This is a genomic window from Methylobacterium currus (assembly GCF_003058325.1).
Classification (GTDB): domain Bacteria; phylum Pseudomonadota; class Alphaproteobacteria; order Rhizobiales; family Beijerinckiaceae; genus Methylobacterium; species Methylobacterium currus.
On record NZ_CP028843.1, the window covers coordinates 4,412,028 to 4,430,791 of the forward strand.

An 18,764-nucleotide genomic window follows, 5' to 3' on the forward strand; every position below is an offset into this window, starting at 1 on the left:
CGGCCCGCGGGACACGATCTCCCGCGGGCTCTCCCCAAGAGGGAGAAGTGGCGGGGAGTGTCCCCGGTACGGTATGATGGCGTGATCGGAGAGCGCGAAGCGGATGCACATCATCGATCGACGCCTCAATCCCGGCGGCAAGAGCCTGGCGAACCGGCAGCGTTTCCTGCGCCGGGTCCGGGACGTGGCTCAGCGCGCCGTGCGCGAGGCGGCCCGCGAGAAGGACATCAAGAACCTCGGCAAGGACGGCAACGTCACCGTTCCGGTCGACGGCGTGCGCGAGCCGAAATTCAGCCGCAACCCCTCGACCGGGGTGCAGGACCACATCCTGCCCGGCAACAAGACCTATATCGAGGGAGACCTGATCGAGCGCCCGCCGGGCGGCAGCGGCGGAGGGGGCGGCAGCGGCGAGGCCGGCGACGGCGGCCAGGACAGCGAGGATTCGTTCCGCTTCGTCCTCACCCGCGAGGAATTCCTGGAACTCTTCCTCGAAGACCTGGAGCTGCCCGACCTCGCCAAGCGCCGCCTCGCGGTGGTCGAGACCGAGGCCCTGCGCCGCGCCGGCTACACGGTGACGGGCTCGCCCGCCAACCTGGCGCTGGGGCGCACCCTGCGCAATTCCCTGTCGCGGCGCATCGCCCTCAAGCGGCCGAAAGCCGCCGAGATGGAGGCCCTGGAGGAGGAAATCCGGGCGCTGGAGGAGAGCCAGCCCGATGCGGTGATCCTCGACGAGCTGAAGGCGGAGCTGGAGCGTCTGCGCACCCGCTCGCAGCGCATTCCCTACGTCGACCCGATCGACCTGCGCTACCGGCGCTTCGAGCCCTATCCACGTCCCGTGGCCCAGGCGGTGATGTTCTGCCTGATGGACGTCTCGGGCTCGATGACCGAGCACATGAAGGACCTTGCCAAGAGGTTCTACATCCTGCTGCACATCTTCCTGACCCGGCGCTACAAGCACGTCGAGATCGTCTTCATCCGCCACACCGACCACGCCAAGGAGGTCGACGAGGAGACCTTCTTCGGCTCGCGCGAGACCGGCGGCACGCTGGTCTCCTCGGCTCTGGTCGAGATGAAGCGGATCATCGCCGAGCGCTACAGCCCCGAGGACTGGAACATCTACGCTGCGCAAGCCTCGGACGGCGACAACGTGTCGAGCGACGGCGCCACCTCGCAGGAGCTGCTGCGCTCCTCGATCCTGCCGGCTTGCCAGTACTTCGCCTACCTGGAAGTCGGCGACGAGGGTGGGCCGCGGGCGGGCTTCGTCGAGCACCGCACCACGCTCTGGCGCACCTACGAGCCGGTCTCGAAGACCAATTCGGTGCTGGCCATGCGCAAGGTCAACCACCGCCGCGACATCTACCCGGTCTTCCGCGAGCTGTTCGCCCGCAAGGCCGGGCAGGAGGCTGCATCACCGTGACCCGATGCGGCCCGGACGAGGGCCGCGCATGTACATGACTTCGGTTCGCATCCCACCGCCGTGGATGCTTCGAGAGGCACCGGGAGGTCCGACGCCCGATGAGTTCCGCCCCCTTCGGCACGCGGCCCGCGGGCCCGGCCGTGATCGCCAGGACTGCCCCGCTCTTCACCGGCAACGATTGGGACTTCGACACCATCCGGCGCATCCACGACGCCTGCGAGGCGATCGCCGGACCGGAACTGGGCCTGAGCTGGTACCCGAACCAGATCGAGATCATCACCGCCGAGCAGATGCTGGACGCCTACGCGTCGATCGGCATGCCTTTGTTCTACAAGCACTGGTCGTTCGGCAAGCACTTCGCCCAGCATGAGGCCGGCTACCGCCGCGGCCTGATGGGCTTGGCCTACGAGATCGTCATCAATTCCGACCCGTGCATCTCCTACATCATGGAGGAGAACACGGCGACGATGCAGACCCTGGTCATCGCCCACGCCGCCTTCGGCCACAACCACTTCTTCAAGAACAACTACCTCTTCCGGCAGTGGACCGACGCCGAAGGCATCCTCGACTATCTCGAATTCGCCAAGACCTTCATCTCGCGCTGCGAGGAGCGTTACGGCCACAACGCCGTCGAATCGGTGCTGGACGCCGCCCACGCCCTGATGAACCAGGGCGTCCACCGCTATCCGCGCAAGAAGCGCCCCGACCTCTCCTCCGAGCAGCGCCGCGAGCGCGAGCGCCAGGAGCATCAGGAGAGGATGTACAACGATCTCTGGCGCACCCTGCCGGCCAAGACCCAGACGGGCAAGCCCGACCCGCAGGCCGAGCGGCGCCGGGCGCTGCTGGAGCTGCCGCAGGAGAACATCCTCTACTTCCTGGAGAAGGCGGCGCCGCGGCTCCAGCCCTGGCAGCGCGAGATCCTGCGCATCGTCCGCCACGTCGCGCAATACTTCTACCCGCAGCGCCAGACCAAGGTGATGAACGAGGGCTGCGCCACCTACAACCATTACCGGATCATGACCCGGCTGTCCGAGACCGGACAGATCAACGAGGCGGCCTACCTCGAATTCCTGCAATCGCACACCAACGTGATCCGTCAGCCGACCTACGACGACCGGCATTACGGCGGGCACAACCCCTATGCCATCGGCTTCGCCATGATGACGGACATCGCCCGCATCTGCACCGAGCCGACCGAGGAAGACCGGGCCTGGTTCCCGGACATTGCCGGCAGCGGCGACGCGATGGGGGTCCTGCGGGACGTCTGGGCCAATTACCGCGACGAGAGCTTCATCGCGCAGTTCCTCAGCCCGAAGCTGATGCGGCAGCTGCGGCTGTTCCACGTCACCGACGATCCGGACAAGCCGGAATTGCGGGTCGAGGCGATCCACGACGAGCGCGGCTACCGGCGCCTGCGCCGCGCCTTCGCCCGGCAATACGACGTCGCCTGGCTCGACCCCGACATCGAGGTGGTCGACGTCGACCTCGAGGGCGACCGCAAGCTGATCCTGCACCACAAGGTGCTGAACCGCGTCCTCCTCAACAAGGACGACGCGATGCGGGTGCTCCAGCACCTCGCCGACCTGTGGGGCTACGATGTCCTGATGAAGGAGGTCGACACCGCGACCGGCGCCGTGCTCAAGGAGCACACCGCCAGCGCGCGGCCGACCTTCTTCTGAGCCTCAACACCGTCTGCGCCGCATCAGGCCCGGGCCTGCTCGCGCACGGTCCGGGCCGCCTCGGCGCCGTAGCGGGCAACCAGCCCCGGCAGGGCGTCGGCCTCCGCGTCGGCGCCGCCGGCCGTGAGGTCCGCCCGCAACCGTTCGACGAGGGCCTCGTCCGCGGTTCGGCCGAGGGCGGGCGGGGCTGCACCCGCCTCGACCAGGCGGCTCTTGTACTCCTCCGCCTCGCGGCCGGTGAGGTTCAGGCGCTCGCACATCCAGGCGCCGAGCATCTTGTTGCGTCGGGCGAGCGCGAGGAAGCGCAATTCCTCGTCGAGGGCGAACAACGCCTCGGCAGCCCGCTCCCGCTCCTCGAACAACGTGGTCATGGCGTCGTCTCCCTCGGATCCACGCCCCCATCCATGAGAATGGCGACGATCGGCTCCCGGGACCAGCCCCTCGTCGCAAGCCCGTGATCCCGGCAAGCCCGCGATCCCAGACAGAGACGAAATCCCCGACAGGCGAAATCCCCGACAGGAGAAATCCCCGACAGGAACGAAGCCGGGCGCCCGCGAGTTGCCGGGGCACATCGGTACCCCACGGGAGCATCTCCATGGCCGACGTCAAGAACCTTCGGGCGCTCTTCCTGCACCAGCTCAAGGACACCTACTTCGCCGAGAACGCGATCCTGAAGGCGCTTCCGAAGATGGCGGAAGCCGCCCGCTCGGAGGAGCTGCGGGGGGCGTTCGGCGTCCATGCCGAGGAGACCCGCGAGCAGGTGAAGCGCCTCGACCAGGTCTTCCGGATCGTGGGCGAGAAGCCCGAAGGCGTCACCTGCCAGGCGATCCAGGGCATCATCGCCGAGGGCGAGGAGGTGATGCAGGAATTTTCCGGCAGCGACGCGCTCGATGCCGGGCTGATCGCCGCCGCGCAGGCGGTGGAGCATTACGAGATCACCCGCTACGGCACCCTGCTGGCCTGGGCCAAGCAGCTGGGCCTGGGTGAAGCCGAGAGCCTGATCAGGGAGACGCTGGTCGAGGAGGAGAACACCGACGAGCTCCTGTCCGAGCTCGCCGAAGAGGCCGTCAACCCGGCTGCGGCGTAACCGTCACGGCCGCCCGCGCGTTCATCCAGTCGGGAGGTGGCGCCATGCCGGACCTTGCCGGGGTCCTCGAGACGGTCCTCTACGTCGACGACCTCGCGCGGGCGGCCGCGTTCTGGGGCGGGCCGATGGGCCTGCCCTGCATCCACGAGGACCACCGGATGCGGGCCTACGATGTCGCCGGGCGCGGCGTCCTGCTGCTGTTTCCCCGCGGCGGCTCCCTGCACCCGGTTCCGACGCCCGGCGGCACCATCCCGCCCCATGACGGATCGGGCCCGCTGCACCTCGCCCTGTCGATCCCGGCCGCCGCTTTGGAGGCGTGGGAGCGGCACCTGAGCGCGCACGGCATCGCGATCGAGGGGCGGACGACCTGGCCGCGCGGCGGCGTCAGCCTGTATTTCCGCGATCCGGACGGGCACCTGGTGGAGCTGGCGACGCCCGGCTTGTGGAAGGGGTACTGAGGATTCGGTCCCCGGACTCTCCGCCCGTTCTCTCCGCCCGTTCCAGGCCCGGAATGGTGAGGGTGAACAAGAGGCCGGTGCCTCACGCCGTCCAAAGCTGCCCTTCATAGGCGAACCGGTCCGGATGGCAGGCCAGGGCCGAGAGGCCGGTCAGCGCCGGGTCGGCGATGGTGATGACGCAGGTCGGGATCTGCCGCATCCGGTCGGAGAAGGGCGGCTTGTGGTCGAAGGCCTGCCGGAAGGTGCCGTCGTTGAGCACGTCGAGGATCCGGGGCACGATGCCGCCGCCGATATAGACGCCGCCGGTCGCCAGGAAGGTGAGGGCGAGGTCGCCGCAGAGCCGCCCGAGCAGCTTGGAAAATACCCGCAGGGTGCGCTGCGCCGCCGGGTCCTCGCCGGACATCCCCCGCTCGGTGATGTCCTTCGGATCCCTCTCGCCGCCGCCGAGGCCGGCATGGAGCCGGGTGAGGCCCGGGCCGGAGAGCAGGGATTCGACGGTGATGCGGCCCTCGATCCGGGCGAGGTTCGGCCAGAATGCGAAATCCTCCGCGTCGCTCGGCCCGAAATCGGTGTGGCCGGCCTCGGTCGACACGATGGCGAGCTGACGGCCGTAGGGCACGAGGCCGGCGGCGCCGAAGCCGGTGCCGGGGCCGAGGACGAGGCGCGCCCCGCCCGCGGGCGAGAGCACCGGGCCGATCGGCTCCAGGATCGAGCGGTCGCGCCCGGCCGGGTCGAGGGACGCGGCGCCGGCCGCCACCGGCACGTAATCGTTGACGATCCGGCAGCTGGCGAGCCCGAAATCGCGGCCGATCCGCTCGCCCTCGATCACCCAACGGGCATTGGTGAGGTGCACCGCCGGCCCGTCGACCCGGGCGGCCACCGCCAGGATGGCGGAGCGGGGCGGGGCCACCGTGCTGTGCGCCAGGGCGGCGCGGATGGCGGCGCTCGGATCGGGATAGGCGGCCGTCTTGTCGTGGGCGAGGACGACGGGATCCGCTCCCGCCTTCTCCTGCACGGCGAAGCGCGCATTGGTGCCACCGATGTCGCCGAACAGGACCGGGAACTCGAACATGGCCGCCGCCTCGCCTCCGGAGCACTCACAAGCACCGGTTATAGCGTCGCGGCGGCCCCGGTCGACCGCTCAGGCGCCCTCCATCCGGCCGACATCCTTCATCGCACGCTTGAGGGCGAGCAGGCGGCGGTCGCGATCGCGAAAAAGCTCGGCCGGATCGCGCCCGCCCCAGTCGAAGAAGCCCTTGCCGGCCATCACGCCGGTGCGCCCCTGCGCCACCAGGTCATCGACCGCGTCCGAGCGGGTGCGCGCCGGGGGCGGGCTGTAGCTCGCATTGGCGAGCGCATGGCGCAGCAACTCGATGCCGGTAAAATCCGCCTTGGCGAGGTGGCCGAGGATCGGGATGCGGAGCGCCAGGCCGTGGATGATCGCGTCGTCGATCTCGCGGGCCGAGGCCACGCCCTCGTCGAGGAGGTGGTAGACCTCGGCCGAGATCGCCGACTGAATCCGGTTGGCGACGTAGCCCGGGATGAAGCGCTTGAGCACGATCGGCACCTGCCCGAGGCCGAGGACGAGCTGGCGCGCCTCCTCGATCACCGCCGGATCGGTCTGCGGCCCCGGCACCACGTCGACGAGGTCGACGATGTAGGGCGGGGTGTACCAGTGCATCACCAGGGCCCGTTTCTGCCGGCCTTCCGGGATCAGCGGGAAGACGTCGAGATAGCTGGTGTTGCTGGCGATCCGCGTCTCGGGATCGCAGAGCCGGTCGAGCTCGGCGAACAAGGCGCGCTTGGCCTCCGGATTCTCGGTGATCGCCTCGATGACGAGGCTCGCCCCGGCGACGGTGGCGCCGAGGTCGGGTTCGAGGCGGATGACTTGCGCCGCCCGCTCCGGCGTCCACTCGGGCGCGACGGCGCCGGCCTCGCGCAGGGTGTCGAGGGCGGAGGCGATCAGGCCCGGCACCTTCTCCAGGGTCTCGGGCCGGCTGTCGGTCAGCCGCACCCGGTGCCCGCCCAACGCCAGAACCAGGGCGATGCCATGCCCCATCAGCCCGGCCCCGATGACCGCGATCTCGCTCATGTGGTCCTCCCGTTGATGACGTCACCTGCGACGACGTTCTTCTTCATTCGCGCCGCGCTGTTCAGAAACCTCCATCGTCCTCCCGGGGCCGCGCAGCGGAGCCCGGGATCCATGAACGCTGACCGTGCCGGACGAAGCGGAACGCCTTCCGCCTCTTCAGCCTACGTCGGCGGATATGGATCCCGGGTTCCGCTGCGCGGCCCCGGGAGGACGCAGAGGGGACGGGAACGGTCGCACCCGATCGGTGAGCCGTCACGCCGCCCGCCACGGCCCCAACCGGGCGATGTCCCGCTCGCGCCGCTCCAGCCACCATCCCGCCTGCTGCGGCCAGGCCTCGAAGCCGGGCTCGTCCGCGCCGCCGAGGGCCCGGCGCGCGCGCAGAGCCCAGTTCGGATCCGCCAGGGCCTCCCGCCCCACCGCCACGAGATCGGCGCGGCCCTCCGCCACGATCGCTGCCGCCTGGCGCGGATCGACGATCAGGCCGACCGCCATGGTGGCGAGCCCGGTCTCTCGCCTCACGGCCTCGGCGAAGCCGACCTGGAAGCCGTAATCGCGCCGGATCCGGGCGGCGGTGGCGGAGCCGGCAAGCCCGCCCGACGAGCAGTCGAGCATGTCGACGCCCAGCGCCCGCAGCTCGCCCGCGAAGGCGAGGGTGTCGTCGAGGGTCAGGCCGCCCTCGAGCCCGTCCACCGCCGAGACCCGCACGAAGAGGGGCTTTGCCGCCGGCCACGCCGCGCGCAAAGCCCGGGCGACCGTCAGCGGAAACCGCATCCGCCCGGTGCGGTCACCCCCGAAGGCGTCGTCGCGCCGGTTGGTCAGCGGCGACAGGAAGCTGTGCAGCAGGTAGCCATGGGCGGCGTGAAGCTCGATCACGTCGAATCCCGCCGCATTCGCCCGCTGGGCCGCCGCCACGAAGGCCTCGGTGAGGGCGTCGAGGTCGGCAGGGGAGAGTTCCGCGGGCGTGAGCCAGCCCTCGTCGAGGGGGATCGGGCTCGGTGCCACGATCGGCCAGGGCGACTCGCCGCGGGCGATCTCTTCGCCCGAGAGCGGGCCGTTGCCCTCCCAGGGACGCTGCATGCTGGCCTTGCGTCCGGCATGGGCCAGTTGCAGCCCGGCCGCAGACCCTTGCGCCTTCAGGAACCCCGCGACCCGGGCCAATGCCGCGCCGTGGGCGTCCGACCAGATCCCGAGATCGCCATGGGTGATTCGCCCCTCCGGCACCACCGCGGTCGCCTCCAGGATCACCAGCCCGGCACCGCCGAGGGCGAAGCGGCCGTAATGGACGAGGTGATAGTCCCCCGCCATCCCGTCCCGCGCCGAGTACTGGCACATCGGCGGGATCACGACGCGGTTGCGGAGGGACACGTCCCGTAAGCGGACGGGCGTGACGAGCTGCGCGGTCATCCGATCCTCACGCGGTTTTCGATCAGACGGTGGCGATCGGCGTCGTCGGCGAGCCGACCGCACCCGGCAGCCGCAGCGGCGGCGCGGTGAGGAGGAAGCGGTGGCGCCCGTTCGCCCGCAGCCAGGTGGCGAGCGGGGTGAGGTGCCACAATTCGCCGAGATTGACCCCGAGGCGGAACAGGCAGTGCTCGTGCAGGGGCAGGGTGGCGCAGCACCCCTCCGCCGGCATGGCCGGATGGACCTCGACGGCGTAATTGTCGGCGATGAGGGCGGAGAGCCCTGAATCGGTGATCCAGTCGAGGAGCTTCCGGTCGCGCCCGTCGAGGCCGGCGCAGAGGTCGTGAACGATCCCCGGATCCGGGTTGCGGTTCATGCCGAGCAGCCGCTCGGCGAAGCCCGTATGCAGGCAGACCATGTCGCCGGGCTCGACCGCGACGCCATCGGCGTCGAGGATGCGGCGCAGAGTGTCGTAGCCCACCGCCACCCGCGCCTCGCCGAGATGGGCGTGGAGGTCGATCATCACGCCCCGGCCCTGCATGCCGCGCTCGGCGAGCCGCTCGATGCCGAGCGCCTGGGCGCGGGACGGGGCGCCCGCCTCTTCGGGCGTCGTCGGCCCGGTGACGTCGGACCCCGCCCGGAAGCCGTTGTAGTAGACGGGACGCGGCGTGCCGTCGCCCTCGACGTCGAACAGCGAGCCGACATGGGCGAGGCTGTCCCACTGCGTCGAGTATTGCAGGTGAAGCACCGCCAGGTCGTCGCTGATCACGTCCGTGGCGTCGGGCACCTCCTCGCAGACCAGAAAGTTCATGTTCGGCCGGCCACTCGCCCGCACGGTCGGGCGGATCTGCGGCGGGTGGCGGCGGGGGTTGAGGACGTTGCCGCCCGGAAAGTCGAGGGGCAGGCTGAGGCAGAAGGTCAGGCCCTCCCGCACCTCGGCCGCGCCCTGGCGCACCTTCTCGGGCGTCAGCAGGTTGAGCCGGCCGAGCTCGTCGTCGGGGCCGAAATCGCCCCAGGTCGAGCCCTCCGGGCGGCGGCGCCAGCGCATCGTCATTTCTTCACCAGGGGGCAGCGGGACGCGGAGAGCGGCTGGAAGGCCTGTTCGCCCGGCACCGTGGCGACGAGCTTGTAGAGGTCCCACGGCCCCTTCGATTCCTCCGGCGTCTTGACCTCGAACAGGTACATGTCGTGGATCATGCGGCCGTCCTCCCGGATGCGCCCGCCGCGGGCGTAGAAATCGTCGACCGGCGTCTCGCGCATCGCCGTCATCACCGGCGCGGTCTCGTCGGTACCGGCCTTCTGGACAGCCTTCAGGTAGTGCAGCACCGTCGAGTAGACGCCGGCCTGGGACATGTTCGGCATCTTGCCGACGCGCTCGAAGTAGCGCTTCGACCAGGCCCTCGTCTCGTCGTTGAGGTCCCAGTAGAAGCCTTCCGTCAGCAGCATTCCCTGCGTCGCCTTCAGGCCCAGGCTGTGGACGTCGCTGATGTAGACGAGCAGGCCCGCGAGCTTCTGGCCGCCCTGGGTGAGGCCGAACTCGGCCGCCTGCTTGATGGCGTTGGTGGTGTCGGCGCCCGCATTGGCGAGGCCGACGACCTTGGCGCCCGAGCCCTGCGCCTGGAGCAGGAAGGACGAGAAGTCGGCGGTGTTGAGCGGCACCCGCACGGCCCCCAGCACCTTGCCGCCATGGGCCTTCACGACTGCGCTCGCGTCGCGCTCGAGATCCTGGCCGAAGGCGTAGTCGGCGGTGACGAAGAACCACGAATTGCCGCCCGCCTTGACGGTGGCGAGCGCGGTGGAATTGGCGAGCGCGTAGGTGTCGTAGGCCCAGTGCACCGAGACGGGCGAGCAGGCCTCGTTGGTGAGCCGCACCGCGCCGGGACCGTTGAACACGATCACCTTGTTCTTGGCCTTGGCGATGTCGGCGGCGGCCAGCGCCGTGGCGGAGGCCGCCACGTCGAGGATCGCGTCGACCCCCGCCGTATCGAACCAGGCCCGGGCGGTCGCCGCCGCGATGTCCGGCTTGTTCTGGTGATCGGCGACCACGACCTCGACGGGGGCGCCCAGCACCTTGCCGCCGAAATCCTCCACCGCCATGCGGGCCGCCGCGGCGCTGCCGGGCCCGGTCACGTCGGCATAGGGCCCCGACATGTCGAGCAGGAAGCCGAGGCGCACCACGCCGTCGGAGATCCCTGCGGGGGTCTTGCTCGGATTGCCCGCGGGCGCCTGCTGCGCGCAGGCTACCCCCTGCCACACGACGGCCAGAGCCGCCGCCAGAAGCGTTGTCCTCACCCGGTCCGTCCTTCGTCGAAGACGTTCGTTCATGCAGTACGCCGTCGAGGGCGCCCGGGTGCATGGTCCGGACAAGGGGACCCGGTTGTCAACCGTTGCCTGAGCGGAGCGGCGCTGAAAAACCGGTATGGCTCCGCTTGGCCATGTCAGGCCGCCGGCCCGCCCTCTGCCGCCCCGAGCCAGGGCTGGGCGTTCACCATCCCGACGCGCCAGCCCGACCCGTCCGGGCCGGCATAGTGGTCCAGGCGGGTGAGCGAGCAATTCTCGATCGCGAAGGCGAGGCCGCCCTGGGGGGAGAGGTTCAGCGCCTGCGCGATCGCCGCCCGGATCGTGCCGCCATGGGCCACCGCCACGATGTCGCGGCCGCGATGCTCGGCGGTGAGCTCGTCGATCGCCGCCGTCACCCGGGCGTACAGCTCCGAAAAGCTCTCGCCGCCCGGCGGGCGCTCGTCGGCGGGGGCGAACCAGTAGCTCGCGGCGTCGGGCTGGCGCTCGGCGAAGAAGCGCGTCCGGTCCTGGCCCTGCCACTCGCCGAGATGCTGCTCGGCGAGGGCCGGCAGGGCGGTGAGGCGCGGCACGGTGCCGTCCACCGTGAAGTCGCCGGCCTGCCACAGCGCCTCGGCGGTCTGGCGGGTGCGGCCGAGATGGCTCGCGACCCAGACCGCGCCGCGGGGCAGAACCGGGGCGAGGCCGGAGAAGACATGGGCGTCGCTGCAATCGCACGCGATGTCGCGGCCGCCATAGATGCGGCCGCCATCGCCCCGCACGGGGGCGTGACGCACCCACCACCAGCGGGTGCGGACGAAGGAGGAGGGGGTCGAAGCGCTCATGGTCCCGTCATAGCGCGAATTGCCAGGCCGGCGAACTCTCCGCATAGGTGCGGCACGCGGGAACGGAGCGGATCGATGGACGAGGCGGATACCAGCATGATCTACGGGGCCGACATCCCGTTCGCCCGGCTCTGCGGGATCGAGGCGCTGGAGGTCGTCGAGGGGCGCACCCGCCTGCGCCTGGAACTGGGCCCGCAGCACGGCAACAACCTCGGCATCGCCCATGGCGGCATCCTCTGCACGCTGCTCGACATCGCCATGGGCACGGTGGCCCGGCTCACCGCCGGCCGGCCGGTGGTGACCCTCGACATGCAGACCCGCTTCCTCTCGCCCGGCCACGGCGTGCTCCTGGCCGAGGGACGGGTGGCACGAGCCGGCCAGTCGATCCTCTTCTGCGACGCCGAGATCCGCGACGAGGCCGGGCGGGTGGTGGCGACATCGACCGGTGTGTTCAAGCCGGTCGGCGCCAAGGGTTAGGCCGGACCGCGCACGGTCGCGATCGTTTCCGGCGTGTTGCGGGTTCCCCTCGCGGGGCCGCGAGCCATCTTCGCGGGGACCAGGTCAGGCTTGCGAGCCGGAAAGGCCCCGATGACGCGCTCCCTCAGCCCCCGCGCCGCCCCCGGCGGCGTGATCGAGCCCCGTGCCGCCATAGGCGGCGTGATCGAGACCGACGTCTCGGCCCGGCTCGACCGACTGCCCTGGGGCCGGTTCCACACTCTGGTGGTGCTGGCGCTCGGCATCACCTGGGTGCTCGACGGGCTCGAGGTGACGCTGGCGGGCGCTCTCGCCGGCGCGCTCAAGGCGAGCCCGACGCTGCGCTTCTCCAACGCCGAGATCGGCCTCGCCACGTCGAGCTACCTCGCCGGCGCGGTGCTCGGGGCGGTGGGCTTCGGCTGGCTCACCGACCGGCTGGGGCGAAAAAAACTCTTCTTCATCACGCTGGCGGTCTATCTGGCGGCCACCGCCGCCACCGGCCTGTCCTGGAACCTGTGGAGCTTCTGCCTCTTCCGCTTCCTGACCGGGGCCGGCATCGGCGGCGAGTACACGGCGATCAACTCGACGATCCAGGAGCTGATCCCGGCCCGGGCCCGGGGCTGGACCGACCTCGTCATCAACGGCAGCTTCTGGCTCGGGGCGGTGCTCGGCGCCGGCACCTCGCTGATCGTGCTCGATCCCGCGCTGTTCGGGCCCGATACCGGCTGGCGCGTCGCCTTCGGGCTCGGCGCCTTCCTGGGGCTCGTCATCCTGTTCTTGCGGACCTGGATCCCCGAGAGCCCGCGCTGGCTGATGACCCATGGGCGGCACGAGGAGGCCGAGGCGCTGGTGGCCGGCATCGAGGCGCGCTTCCGCGCCGAGGGCCACGCCTTGAGCGACGGGCCGTTCGCGAAGGCGCGGCTGCGCCAGCGCAGCCACACGCCGCTCGCCGAGGTCCTTTCGGCGCTCAAGGCCTACCGGCAGCGGGCGTGGGTGGGGCTGGCGCTGATGTCGGCCCAGGCGTTCTTCTACAACGCGATCTTCTTCACCTACGCGCTGATCCTGATCGACTTCTACCAGGTGCCGGCGGACGGCGTCGGCTGGTACATCCTGCCCTTCGCCGCCGGCAACTTCTTCGGCCCGGTTCTGCTCGGGCGTCTGTTCGACACGGTCGGCCGCAAGCCGATGATCGCCCTGACCTACGGGATGTCGGGCGTGCTGCTGGCACTCAGCGGCTTCGCGTTCCAGCAGGAAATCGTCACCGCCACGACCCTGACCCTGTGCTGGATGGCGGTGTTCTTCTTCGCCTCCGCCGCCGCCAGCTCGGCCTATCTCACGGTGAGCGAGGTGTTTCCCCTCGAGATCCGGGCGCTCGCCATCGCATTGTTCTATGCCGTGGGCACCTCGGTCGGGGCGGTGGGGCCGGCCCTGTTCGGGGTGCTGATCGAGGGTCATTCCCGCACCGCCATCTTCGGCGGGTATCTGCTGGCCTCGGTGCTGATGATCGCCGCGGGGGCGGTGGCGGGGATCTGGGGCGTGGCGGCGGAGCGGAAGTCGCTGGAGGATGTGGCGAGGCCGTTGGCGGCGACGGAGTAAGGTTCTCAACGCAACAGCGCCCCGATCCCCTCCCAGATCCCTCCGACGACCTCGCCCGCCGGCACCGCCTGTGCCAGTCCTGCCGCCTGCCCGGCCCAGGCCTGCATGCGGGCGAGGTCGCCCTCCTTCACCGCGGCCTCGCGCATCGCTTGCGTGAGGCCGCGCTGGATCGGGTAGGGGGCGGGCGCCGGCGCGTCCGGACCCGCGGCCGCCGCCACGTAGGCCGTGGCGAGGCTGCGGCCGGTGCGACCGCTGAAGGCGCGGGTCAGCCGGGTGTCCTCCGGGCGGGCCCGCCCGAGGCCGTCGGCCCAGGCGGGCGGGATCCCGGCCTCGGGGCATCGCAGGAACCCGGTGCCGATTTGCACGGCACTGGCGCCGAGCAGCAGGGCCGCCGCGGCCCCACGGGCATCGGCGATGCCGCCGGCGGCCACGACCGGGACCTTCACCGCATCGACGACCGCCGGCAGCAGCGCCATCAGGCCGACCGCCCCGGTCTCGGCCTTCGCCGCCTCGAAGGCGCCGCGATGGCCGCCGGCCTCCGCACCCTGCGCCACCACGGCGTCGGCCCCGGCCTCTTGCGCCGCCAGCGCCTCCGCCACCGTCGTGACCGTGGCCCACCAGGCGATCCCACGTTCCTTCAGGCGGGCGACGAAGGCCGGCGGGTAGAGCCCCATGATCGAGGAGACGATGCGGGGCCGGGCCTCGATCAAAGCCTCGCACTGGGCGGCGAAGTCGGGCGGCGCCCCGTCGCCCGCGTCCGGCGGCATCGCCGGGCCGAAGCGGCCGAGGAAGGCGCGCAAGCCCGCCTCCCGGGCGGGATCGCGGGCGGGGGCGGGATCGGGGATCCACAGGTTGATCTGGAACGGTCCCGCCTCCCGCACCGCATCGGCCCAGGCCAGGATCGCGGCCGGCTGCATGAGCAAGGCGCCGCAGGCCCCGAGCCCTCCCTCCCGCATCACCGCGACCGAGAGCGCCGGCGGGCAGGCTCCGGCCATCGGGGCGAGGAGGAGCGGCCGGCGCAGGCCGTAGGAGGCCGCGAAGGCCTCGGCGCGGGCGAGGGCGGGGTGGCGGGCGGACATGGGGACGGCTCCGGCCGTGAGACGTTTCGAAGCCGTATCAATCACCGGGCCCGGCCCGGGGGCAAGCGCCCGCCGCACGGGTGCCGCGCGGTCGACGCCGGGTCCGCCGGTTGACTTCGCACCCGCACAAAGCCATATGGCGGATTGCAGCGTCAGCGGCCGATCGCGGTCCGCTCGAGAGGGCTGCGTGACGGATTTCGCCGCGGCACCTGCGCGGCAGGCCCGGCCCTCTCTTAATCGCTCGTCCCTCTGGATCGCTCCATCACGCGGGCGGTCTCCCGACATCGGATCGCGATGAGGGCCGTGCGTTGCGCGCGCCTTGCGGCGATCCCGCTGCCAAAATCCAAGAAGAACCCTTTGACCCAGTTCACCGATTTCGGCCTCGCGGCGCCGATCCTGAAGGCGCTCGCCCAGGCCGGCTACGTCACGCCGACCCCGATCCAGGCGCAGGCGATCCCGCCGGCCATGCAGGGCAAGGACCTGTGCGGCATCGCCCAGACCGGCACCGGCAAGACCGCCTCCTTCGCGCTGCCGATCCTGCACCGTCTCGCCAGCGAGAGCCCGGCCAAGCCGGCGCCGCGCCGCGGCTGCCGCGTGCTGGTGCTCGCGCCCACCCGTGAGCTCGCCAGCCAGATCGCCGACAGCTTCAAGGAATACGGCCAGTTCCTGAAGCTCTCCACCACGGTGGTGTTCGGCGGCGTCACCATCGGCCGCCAGGAGCGGGTGCTCGCCAACGGCGTCGACGTGCTGGTCGCCACCCCGGGCCGGCTCCTCGACCTGATCGACCGCCGCTCGCTGACGCTCGACGGCGTCGAGTACCTGGTCCTCGACGAGGCCGACCAGATGCTCGACCTCGGCTTCATCCATGCCCTCAAGCGCATCGTGAAGCTGCTGCCGGTCCAGCGCCAGAGCCTGTTCTTCTCGGCCACCATGCCGAAGAACATCGCCGGCCTCGCCGACCAGTACCTGAAGAACCCGGTCCAGGTCGCCGTGACCCCGGTCGCCACCACCGCCGAGCGGGTCGACCAGAAGGTCGTGTTCGTGCCGACCGGCTCGAAGCAGTCGCTGCTCGGCACGATCCTGCGCGACGAGTCGATCGACCGGGTGCTGGTCTTCACCCGCACCAAGCACGGCGCCGACCGGGTCGTGCGCGGCCTGGAGCGCGACGGCATCGGCTCGGCCGCCATCCACGGCAACAAGTCGCAGCCGCAGCGCGAGCGGGCGCTCGCCGCCTTCCGGGCCGGCACCTGCCGGGTCCTGGTGGCGACCGACATCGCCGCCCGCGGCATCGACGTCGACGGCGTGTCGCACGTCGTCAACTTCGACCTGCCGAACGTGCCGGAGGCCTACGTCCACCGCATCGGCCGCACCGCGCGCGCCGGCAAGGACGGCCTCGCGATCTCGTTCTGCAACGACGAGGAGAAGGCATATCTCCGCGACATCGAGCGCCTGACCCGCCAGAAGGTTCCGGTGATGGCGATTCCCGAGGGCTTCGTGCCCCCGAGTCGCGAGGAGGCCGCCCAGGCGGTCGCCGAGGCCGAGCGTGACCGGCGCCAGCCCGGCTCGGGCCCGCGCGGCCAGCGCCCCGGCGGCGGCCGTCCGGGCCAGCAGCCCGGCCAGCGCCAGGGCCGCCCCGGCGGCGGCCAGGGTCAGCCGCGCCACGGCGCCGGCCGGCCGCAGGAGCCCCGCGAGGCGCGCGCTCATGACGGCCGCGGCGGCCATGAGGGGCGCCAGGGTCGCCCCCAGGGCCAGGGTCAAGGCCGGCCGCAAGGTCAGGGCCAGGGCCGTCCCCAGGGCGGCCAGCGCGCCGACGGCAACCGCCAGCAGCGCCCGGCGGGCGGCGGCGGCAACCGCGACGGCCGCTCGATCGGCTGGCTCGACCGCGCGCCGCGCTAAAGATCGATCCTCGACGAATGATTAAGGAAGCCCGCGCTCCCCGAAGGAGCGCGGGCTTCTTTCATTCGGGAGCGCACATCCCGGGCGCACGGTCGTCAGGACGGGAGGCTGTCCCAATCCTGACGACCGTGCAGGTTACGCACGATCAGGATGTGGTCACGCTCGACGGCAGAGATGATCGGGTGCGCGCCGTCAGGGTGGAGACGGGCCGGAGGAGGCAGGTCGCGCCTCTCGCGTGCCGTCCGCGGATCGGCGGCGAGCCGCGCGAAGGTGCGAAACAGCTCCGCCTCATGAGCCTCCGCCCGAGCCTGGCTCACGTTCAGGACGCCGTCGGCGAAGAGGTCGTAGAAGTCCTCGTCGGCCTGACGCGTCGTCCTGTCGATCACGGGCTCTGGTCAGCAGCCGCGAGCGTCGTCTGACCGGGACGCCGAATGTCGTCGGACGTGCGGTCACCGACGCCGCTGCGCGTTCCCTCATCGATCAGGGCCCGGAGTTCGCCGAGCTCGCCGGTACGCTTCCGATCGCGCCGGATCAGGTCACGCACGGAGTCGCCGGCATTGCTGTAACGGCCGGTGTGGGTTTGCGCCTCGACCCGATCCGTCATCGGATCGGGCAGCGAGATGATCATTGTCGCCATCGCGGCCTCCTCGCGCCCGATGCGATGGCAAAGATTGCCAATCGTTGCCAAAGCGCCGTGCTTTGGGGACCGTGTCCGGGACGTCTTGGCCGCCCTGGCGCGCCGCACCATCTCCTACGGGCTTTCCACGCAGGAGACTCCGATGCGCTTCGAACTCTATCGCGATGCCAAGGGCGAGTGGCGCTGGCGCCTGCGGGCCGAGAACGGCGAGGTGGTGGCCGATTCGGGCGAGGGCTATGCCCGCCGCGAGGATTGCGAGCACGGCATCGCCCTGGTGAAGGGCGCCGCCAATGCTCGGGTCGTCGACATGACGCTCAAGATGGCCTGACGCGGCAGCACCCGGCCGCGGGTCGCCGCGACGGCCCGCCCTGCGTCACACATCGTTCACCTTGTGACCCCGGGAAGCGCAACGGTTTTCCGCTCCGGCGCGTTTCCGCCGTCCATGCCTCCCCCCGGAGGCCTGCACGAGTGAGGAACCGACCACGTGCTGAAGACCGTGATGCTGGCCGCTGGCCTGATCCTGGGCGGTGCCGCCGCCCTGCCGCAGGGCGCGACCGCCGCTCCCCTGACCGAGACCGCCGCCGCGGCGCCGGCCGCTCTGCCCACCACCTGGGCCCAATACGGCTATTACGGCCATCGCCGCCACTTCGGTCCCCGCTACGGCTACGGCTACCGCCGCCATTTCGGCCCGCCCTATGGCCGCGCCTACGGCTTCCGCCGGCACCATCACCATTGGGGCCACCGCGGCTGGGGCCACGGCCCGCGCGGCTATTATCGCGGTTTCTGACCCGTTTCGACGGCCGGCCGCCCCATCCGGGGCGGCCGTGCCGCATTCTCGCCGCATCCGTGACCTTGGCTGTAAGGGCCTGGCCGTTCCGGCGGCCGGGCTTGGCGTCATGAGCGGGCCCGCTCGCAGAGCGGCCCCGCCCCACAACCAAGGGGAACCGGAATGCCGCACACCCTCGCGGAGCGCCGCCGGCGCGTCGAAGCGCAGCTCCAGGATTACGAGCGGACCCTCGCCGAGATCCGCTCGTCCGCGGGCCTCGGCGCCAACAGCCGCGCCCTCCAACTCCAGCACGCCCGCCTGATCTCCCAGGCGCGCACCGAACTGGCATCGCTCGACGCCGAGCTGGCCAGCCTCTGACGGCACTCGGTCCCGCGGTCCGACGCGGGACCCTCAGGACGCCGGGCCTGCCAGGGCGGCGCAGGCCGCGTCGTAGAACGCGACGATATCCTCCGGGTAGATCTGCATATCGGGCGCCACGAGCTCGGCCCGCGACCACCAGCGATGCTCGGCCAGAACCTCGACCTCGTGCGGCGTCCAGCCGGTGCGGGAGAGAGAGCCGTCCCCGGCCCGTACGGCGAAGAAGCGCTCCCGTGCCCGGACCCGCTCGCCGTCGGGCATCGTCATCGGGAAGCTGCGCTCGCCGAGCATCGGCGCCGTCGCCGGGCAGGTCAGGCCGGTCTCCTCGCGCAGCTCCCGGATGGCGGCGTCGGAAAAGCTCTCGCCCGGCTCGACGCCGCCGCCCGGCGTCGCCCAGTACATCTCCCCGGCGAGCGCCCCGGTGCGGAAGGCGAAGCGGAACAGCAGCAGCCGGCGATCGCCGTCGAGCACCAGGAGCCGGGCGGCGGGTCGTTCGCGCAGGGTCGTCATCGATCGTGCTTCACTCGCCTCCATCGCGCGATCACATCTCCACTCTCCGCGACGCAGCGTCGACGCCGGAAGCCCGGAGACGCCCGGACGGCGACCCGCCGCGACCGCGAGACCCGTGTTGACACCTAAAAACGAATGAACGATCGTTTCAATCGAAGGACCGCCCGACGGT

The 18,764-nt window shown here is 71.1% G+C and carries 21 protein-coding genes; 10 read left to right on the forward strand and 11 right to left on the reverse strand.

Annotated features, from left to right (window positions below; genetic code table 11):
- The first annotated feature begins 103 nt into the window (after positions 1–103).
- Positions 104–1,417 (forward strand): YeaH/YhbH family protein, encoded by a 1,314-nt coding sequence (locus DA075_RS20495; RefSeq protein WP_099954789.1) that lies wholly within the window; start codon positions 104–106, stop codon positions 1,415–1,417.
- A 98-nt stretch (positions 1,418–1,515) separates the two neighbouring features.
- Positions 1,516–3,096 (forward strand): SpoVR family protein, encoded by a 1,581-nt coding sequence (locus DA075_RS20500; protein WP_099954790.1) that lies wholly within the window; start codon positions 1,516–1,518, stop codon positions 3,094–3,096.
- Between the two features lie 23 nt (positions 3,097–3,119).
- On the opposite strand, the gene DA075_RS20505 is transcribed toward DA075_RS20500, so the two are convergent.
- A complete protein-coding gene (locus DA075_RS20505; protein WP_099954791.1) occupies positions 3,120–3,467 on the reverse strand; it encodes a DUF1476 domain-containing protein in 348 nt (115 codons plus the stop codon).
- A gap of 224 nt (positions 3,468–3,691) precedes the next feature.
- Between DA075_RS20505 and DA075_RS20510 the strand changes: the two genes are divergently transcribed.
- Both DA075_RS20510 and DA075_RS20515 read left to right on the forward strand, forming a co-directional pair.
- The gene (locus DA075_RS20510; protein ID WP_099954792.1) at positions 3,692–4,183 is read left to right on the forward strand and encodes a YciE/YciF ferroxidase family protein; all 492 of its coding nucleotides are present in this window, start codon (positions 3,692–3,694) and stop codon (positions 4,181–4,183) included.
- Between the two features lie 44 nt (positions 4,184–4,227).
- Positions 4,228–4,641 (forward strand): VOC family protein, encoded by a 414-nt coding sequence (locus DA075_RS20515; protein ID WP_099954793.1) that lies wholly within the window; start codon positions 4,228–4,230, stop codon positions 4,639–4,641.
- Positions 4,642–4,723: 82 nt separating this feature from the next.
- Here the strand turns inward: DA075_RS20515 and DA075_RS20520 are convergent, their stop codons facing one another.
- From DA075_RS20520 to DA075_RS20545, 6 genes are all read right to left on the reverse strand, one after another.
- A complete protein-coding gene (locus DA075_RS20520; protein WP_099954794.1) occupies positions 4,724–5,713 on the reverse strand; it encodes a glucokinase in 990 nt (329 codons plus the stop codon).
- Positions 5,714–5,782: 69 nt separating this feature from the next.
- Positions 5,783–6,733: a 3-hydroxyacyl-CoA dehydrogenase family protein gene (locus tag DA075_RS20525; RefSeq protein WP_099954795.1), complete on the reverse strand. Its 951-nt coding sequence runs from the start codon at positions 6,731–6,733 to the stop codon at positions 5,783–5,785.
- A 252-nt stretch (positions 6,734–6,985) separates the two neighbouring features.
- On the reverse strand, positions 6,986–8,137 hold the full coding sequence (locus DA075_RS20530; protein WP_099954796.1) for an NADH:flavin oxidoreductase/NADH oxidase: 1,152 nt from the start codon (positions 8,135–8,137) through the stop codon (positions 6,986–6,988).
- Between the two features lie 22 nt (positions 8,138–8,159).
- Positions 8,160–9,188 (reverse strand): cyclase family protein, encoded by a 1,029-nt coding sequence (locus DA075_RS20535; protein ID WP_099954797.1) that lies wholly within the window; start codon positions 9,186–9,188, stop codon positions 8,160–8,162.
- A complete protein-coding gene (locus DA075_RS20540; protein WP_099954798.1) occupies positions 9,185–10,459 on the reverse strand; it encodes an ABC transporter substrate-binding protein in 1,275 nt (424 codons plus the stop codon). The genes DA075_RS20535 and DA075_RS20540 overlap by 4 nt, the downstream gene beginning before the upstream one ends.
- 113 nt (positions 10,460–10,572) lie before the next feature.
- Entirely contained in the window at positions 10,573–11,256 is a 684-nt protein-coding gene (locus DA075_RS20545; protein ID WP_099954799.1) for a histidine phosphatase family protein, read from the reverse strand.
- A 75-nt stretch (positions 11,257–11,331) separates the two neighbouring features.
- Between DA075_RS20545 and DA075_RS20550 the strand changes: the two genes are divergently transcribed.
- Together DA075_RS20550 and DA075_RS20555 are read left to right on the forward strand one after the other, a co-directional pair.
- Positions 11,332–11,733, forward strand: coding sequence for a PaaI family thioesterase (locus DA075_RS20550; protein ID WP_099954800.1), 402 nt, complete (start codon positions 11,332–11,334; stop codon positions 11,731–11,733).
- 111 nt (positions 11,734–11,844) lie between these two features.
- On the forward strand, positions 11,845–13,326 hold the full coding sequence (locus DA075_RS20555) for an MFS transporter (RefSeq protein ID WP_099954801.1): 1,482 nt from the start codon (positions 11,845–11,847) through the stop codon (positions 13,324–13,326).
- Between the two features lie 5 nt (positions 13,327–13,331).
- On the opposite strand, the gene DA075_RS20560 is transcribed toward DA075_RS20555, so the two are convergent.
- Complete coding sequence (locus tag DA075_RS20560; protein WP_099954802.1) at positions 13,332–14,405, reverse strand: NAD(P)H-dependent flavin oxidoreductase; 1,074 nt, start codon at positions 14,403–14,405, stop codon at positions 13,332–13,334.
- Between the two features lie 357 nt (positions 14,406–14,762).
- Between DA075_RS20560 and DA075_RS20565 the strand changes: the two genes are divergently transcribed.
- Positions 14,763–16,301, forward strand: coding sequence for a DEAD/DEAH box helicase (locus tag DA075_RS20565; RefSeq protein WP_099954803.1), 1,539 nt, complete (start codon positions 14,763–14,765; stop codon positions 16,299–16,301).
- 95 nt (positions 16,302–16,396) lie between these two features.
- Here DA075_RS20565 and DA075_RS20570 read toward each other — a convergent pair whose 3' ends face one another.
- Positions 16,397–16,687, reverse strand: coding sequence for a type II toxin-antitoxin system RelE/ParE family toxin (locus tag DA075_RS20570; RefSeq protein WP_099954804.1), 291 nt, complete (start codon positions 16,685–16,687; stop codon positions 16,397–16,399).
- Positions 16,684–16,938 carry a type II toxin-antitoxin system ParD family antitoxin gene (locus DA075_RS20575; RefSeq protein ID WP_099954805.1) on the reverse strand — a complete coding sequence of 85 codons (255 nt, stop codon included), beginning with the start codon at positions 16,936–16,938 and terminating at the stop codon, positions 16,684–16,686. The genes DA075_RS20570 and DA075_RS20575 overlap by 4 nt, the downstream gene beginning before the upstream one ends.
- 142 nt (positions 16,939–17,080) lie before the next feature.
- Here DA075_RS20575 and DA075_RS20580 point away from each other — a divergent pair, with 142 nt between their 5' ends.
- The 3 genes from DA075_RS20580 (at position 17,081) to DA075_RS20590 (ending at position 18,082) form a co-directional block, all read left to right on the forward strand.
- The gene (locus tag DA075_RS20580) at positions 17,081–17,266 is read left to right on the forward strand and encodes a YegP family protein (protein ID WP_099954806.1); all 186 of its coding nucleotides are present in this window, start codon (positions 17,081–17,083) and stop codon (positions 17,264–17,266) included.
- Positions 17,267–17,422: 156 nt separating this feature from the next.
- Complete coding sequence (locus DA075_RS20585; protein WP_099954807.1) at positions 17,423–17,725, forward strand: hypothetical protein; 303 nt, start codon at positions 17,423–17,425, stop codon at positions 17,723–17,725.
- Between the two features lie 162 nt (positions 17,726–17,887).
- Positions 17,888–18,082 (forward strand): hypothetical protein, encoded by a 195-nt coding sequence (locus DA075_RS20590; RefSeq protein WP_099954808.1) that lies wholly within the window; start codon positions 17,888–17,890, stop codon positions 18,080–18,082.
- 33 nt (positions 18,083–18,115) lie between these two features.
- On the opposite strand, the gene DA075_RS20595 is transcribed toward DA075_RS20590, so the two are convergent.
- On the reverse strand, positions 18,116–18,592 hold the full coding sequence (locus DA075_RS20595) for an NUDIX hydrolase (RefSeq protein ID WP_099954809.1): 477 nt from the start codon (positions 18,590–18,592) through the stop codon (positions 18,116–18,118).
- Positions 18,593–18,764 lie beyond the last annotated feature (172 nt).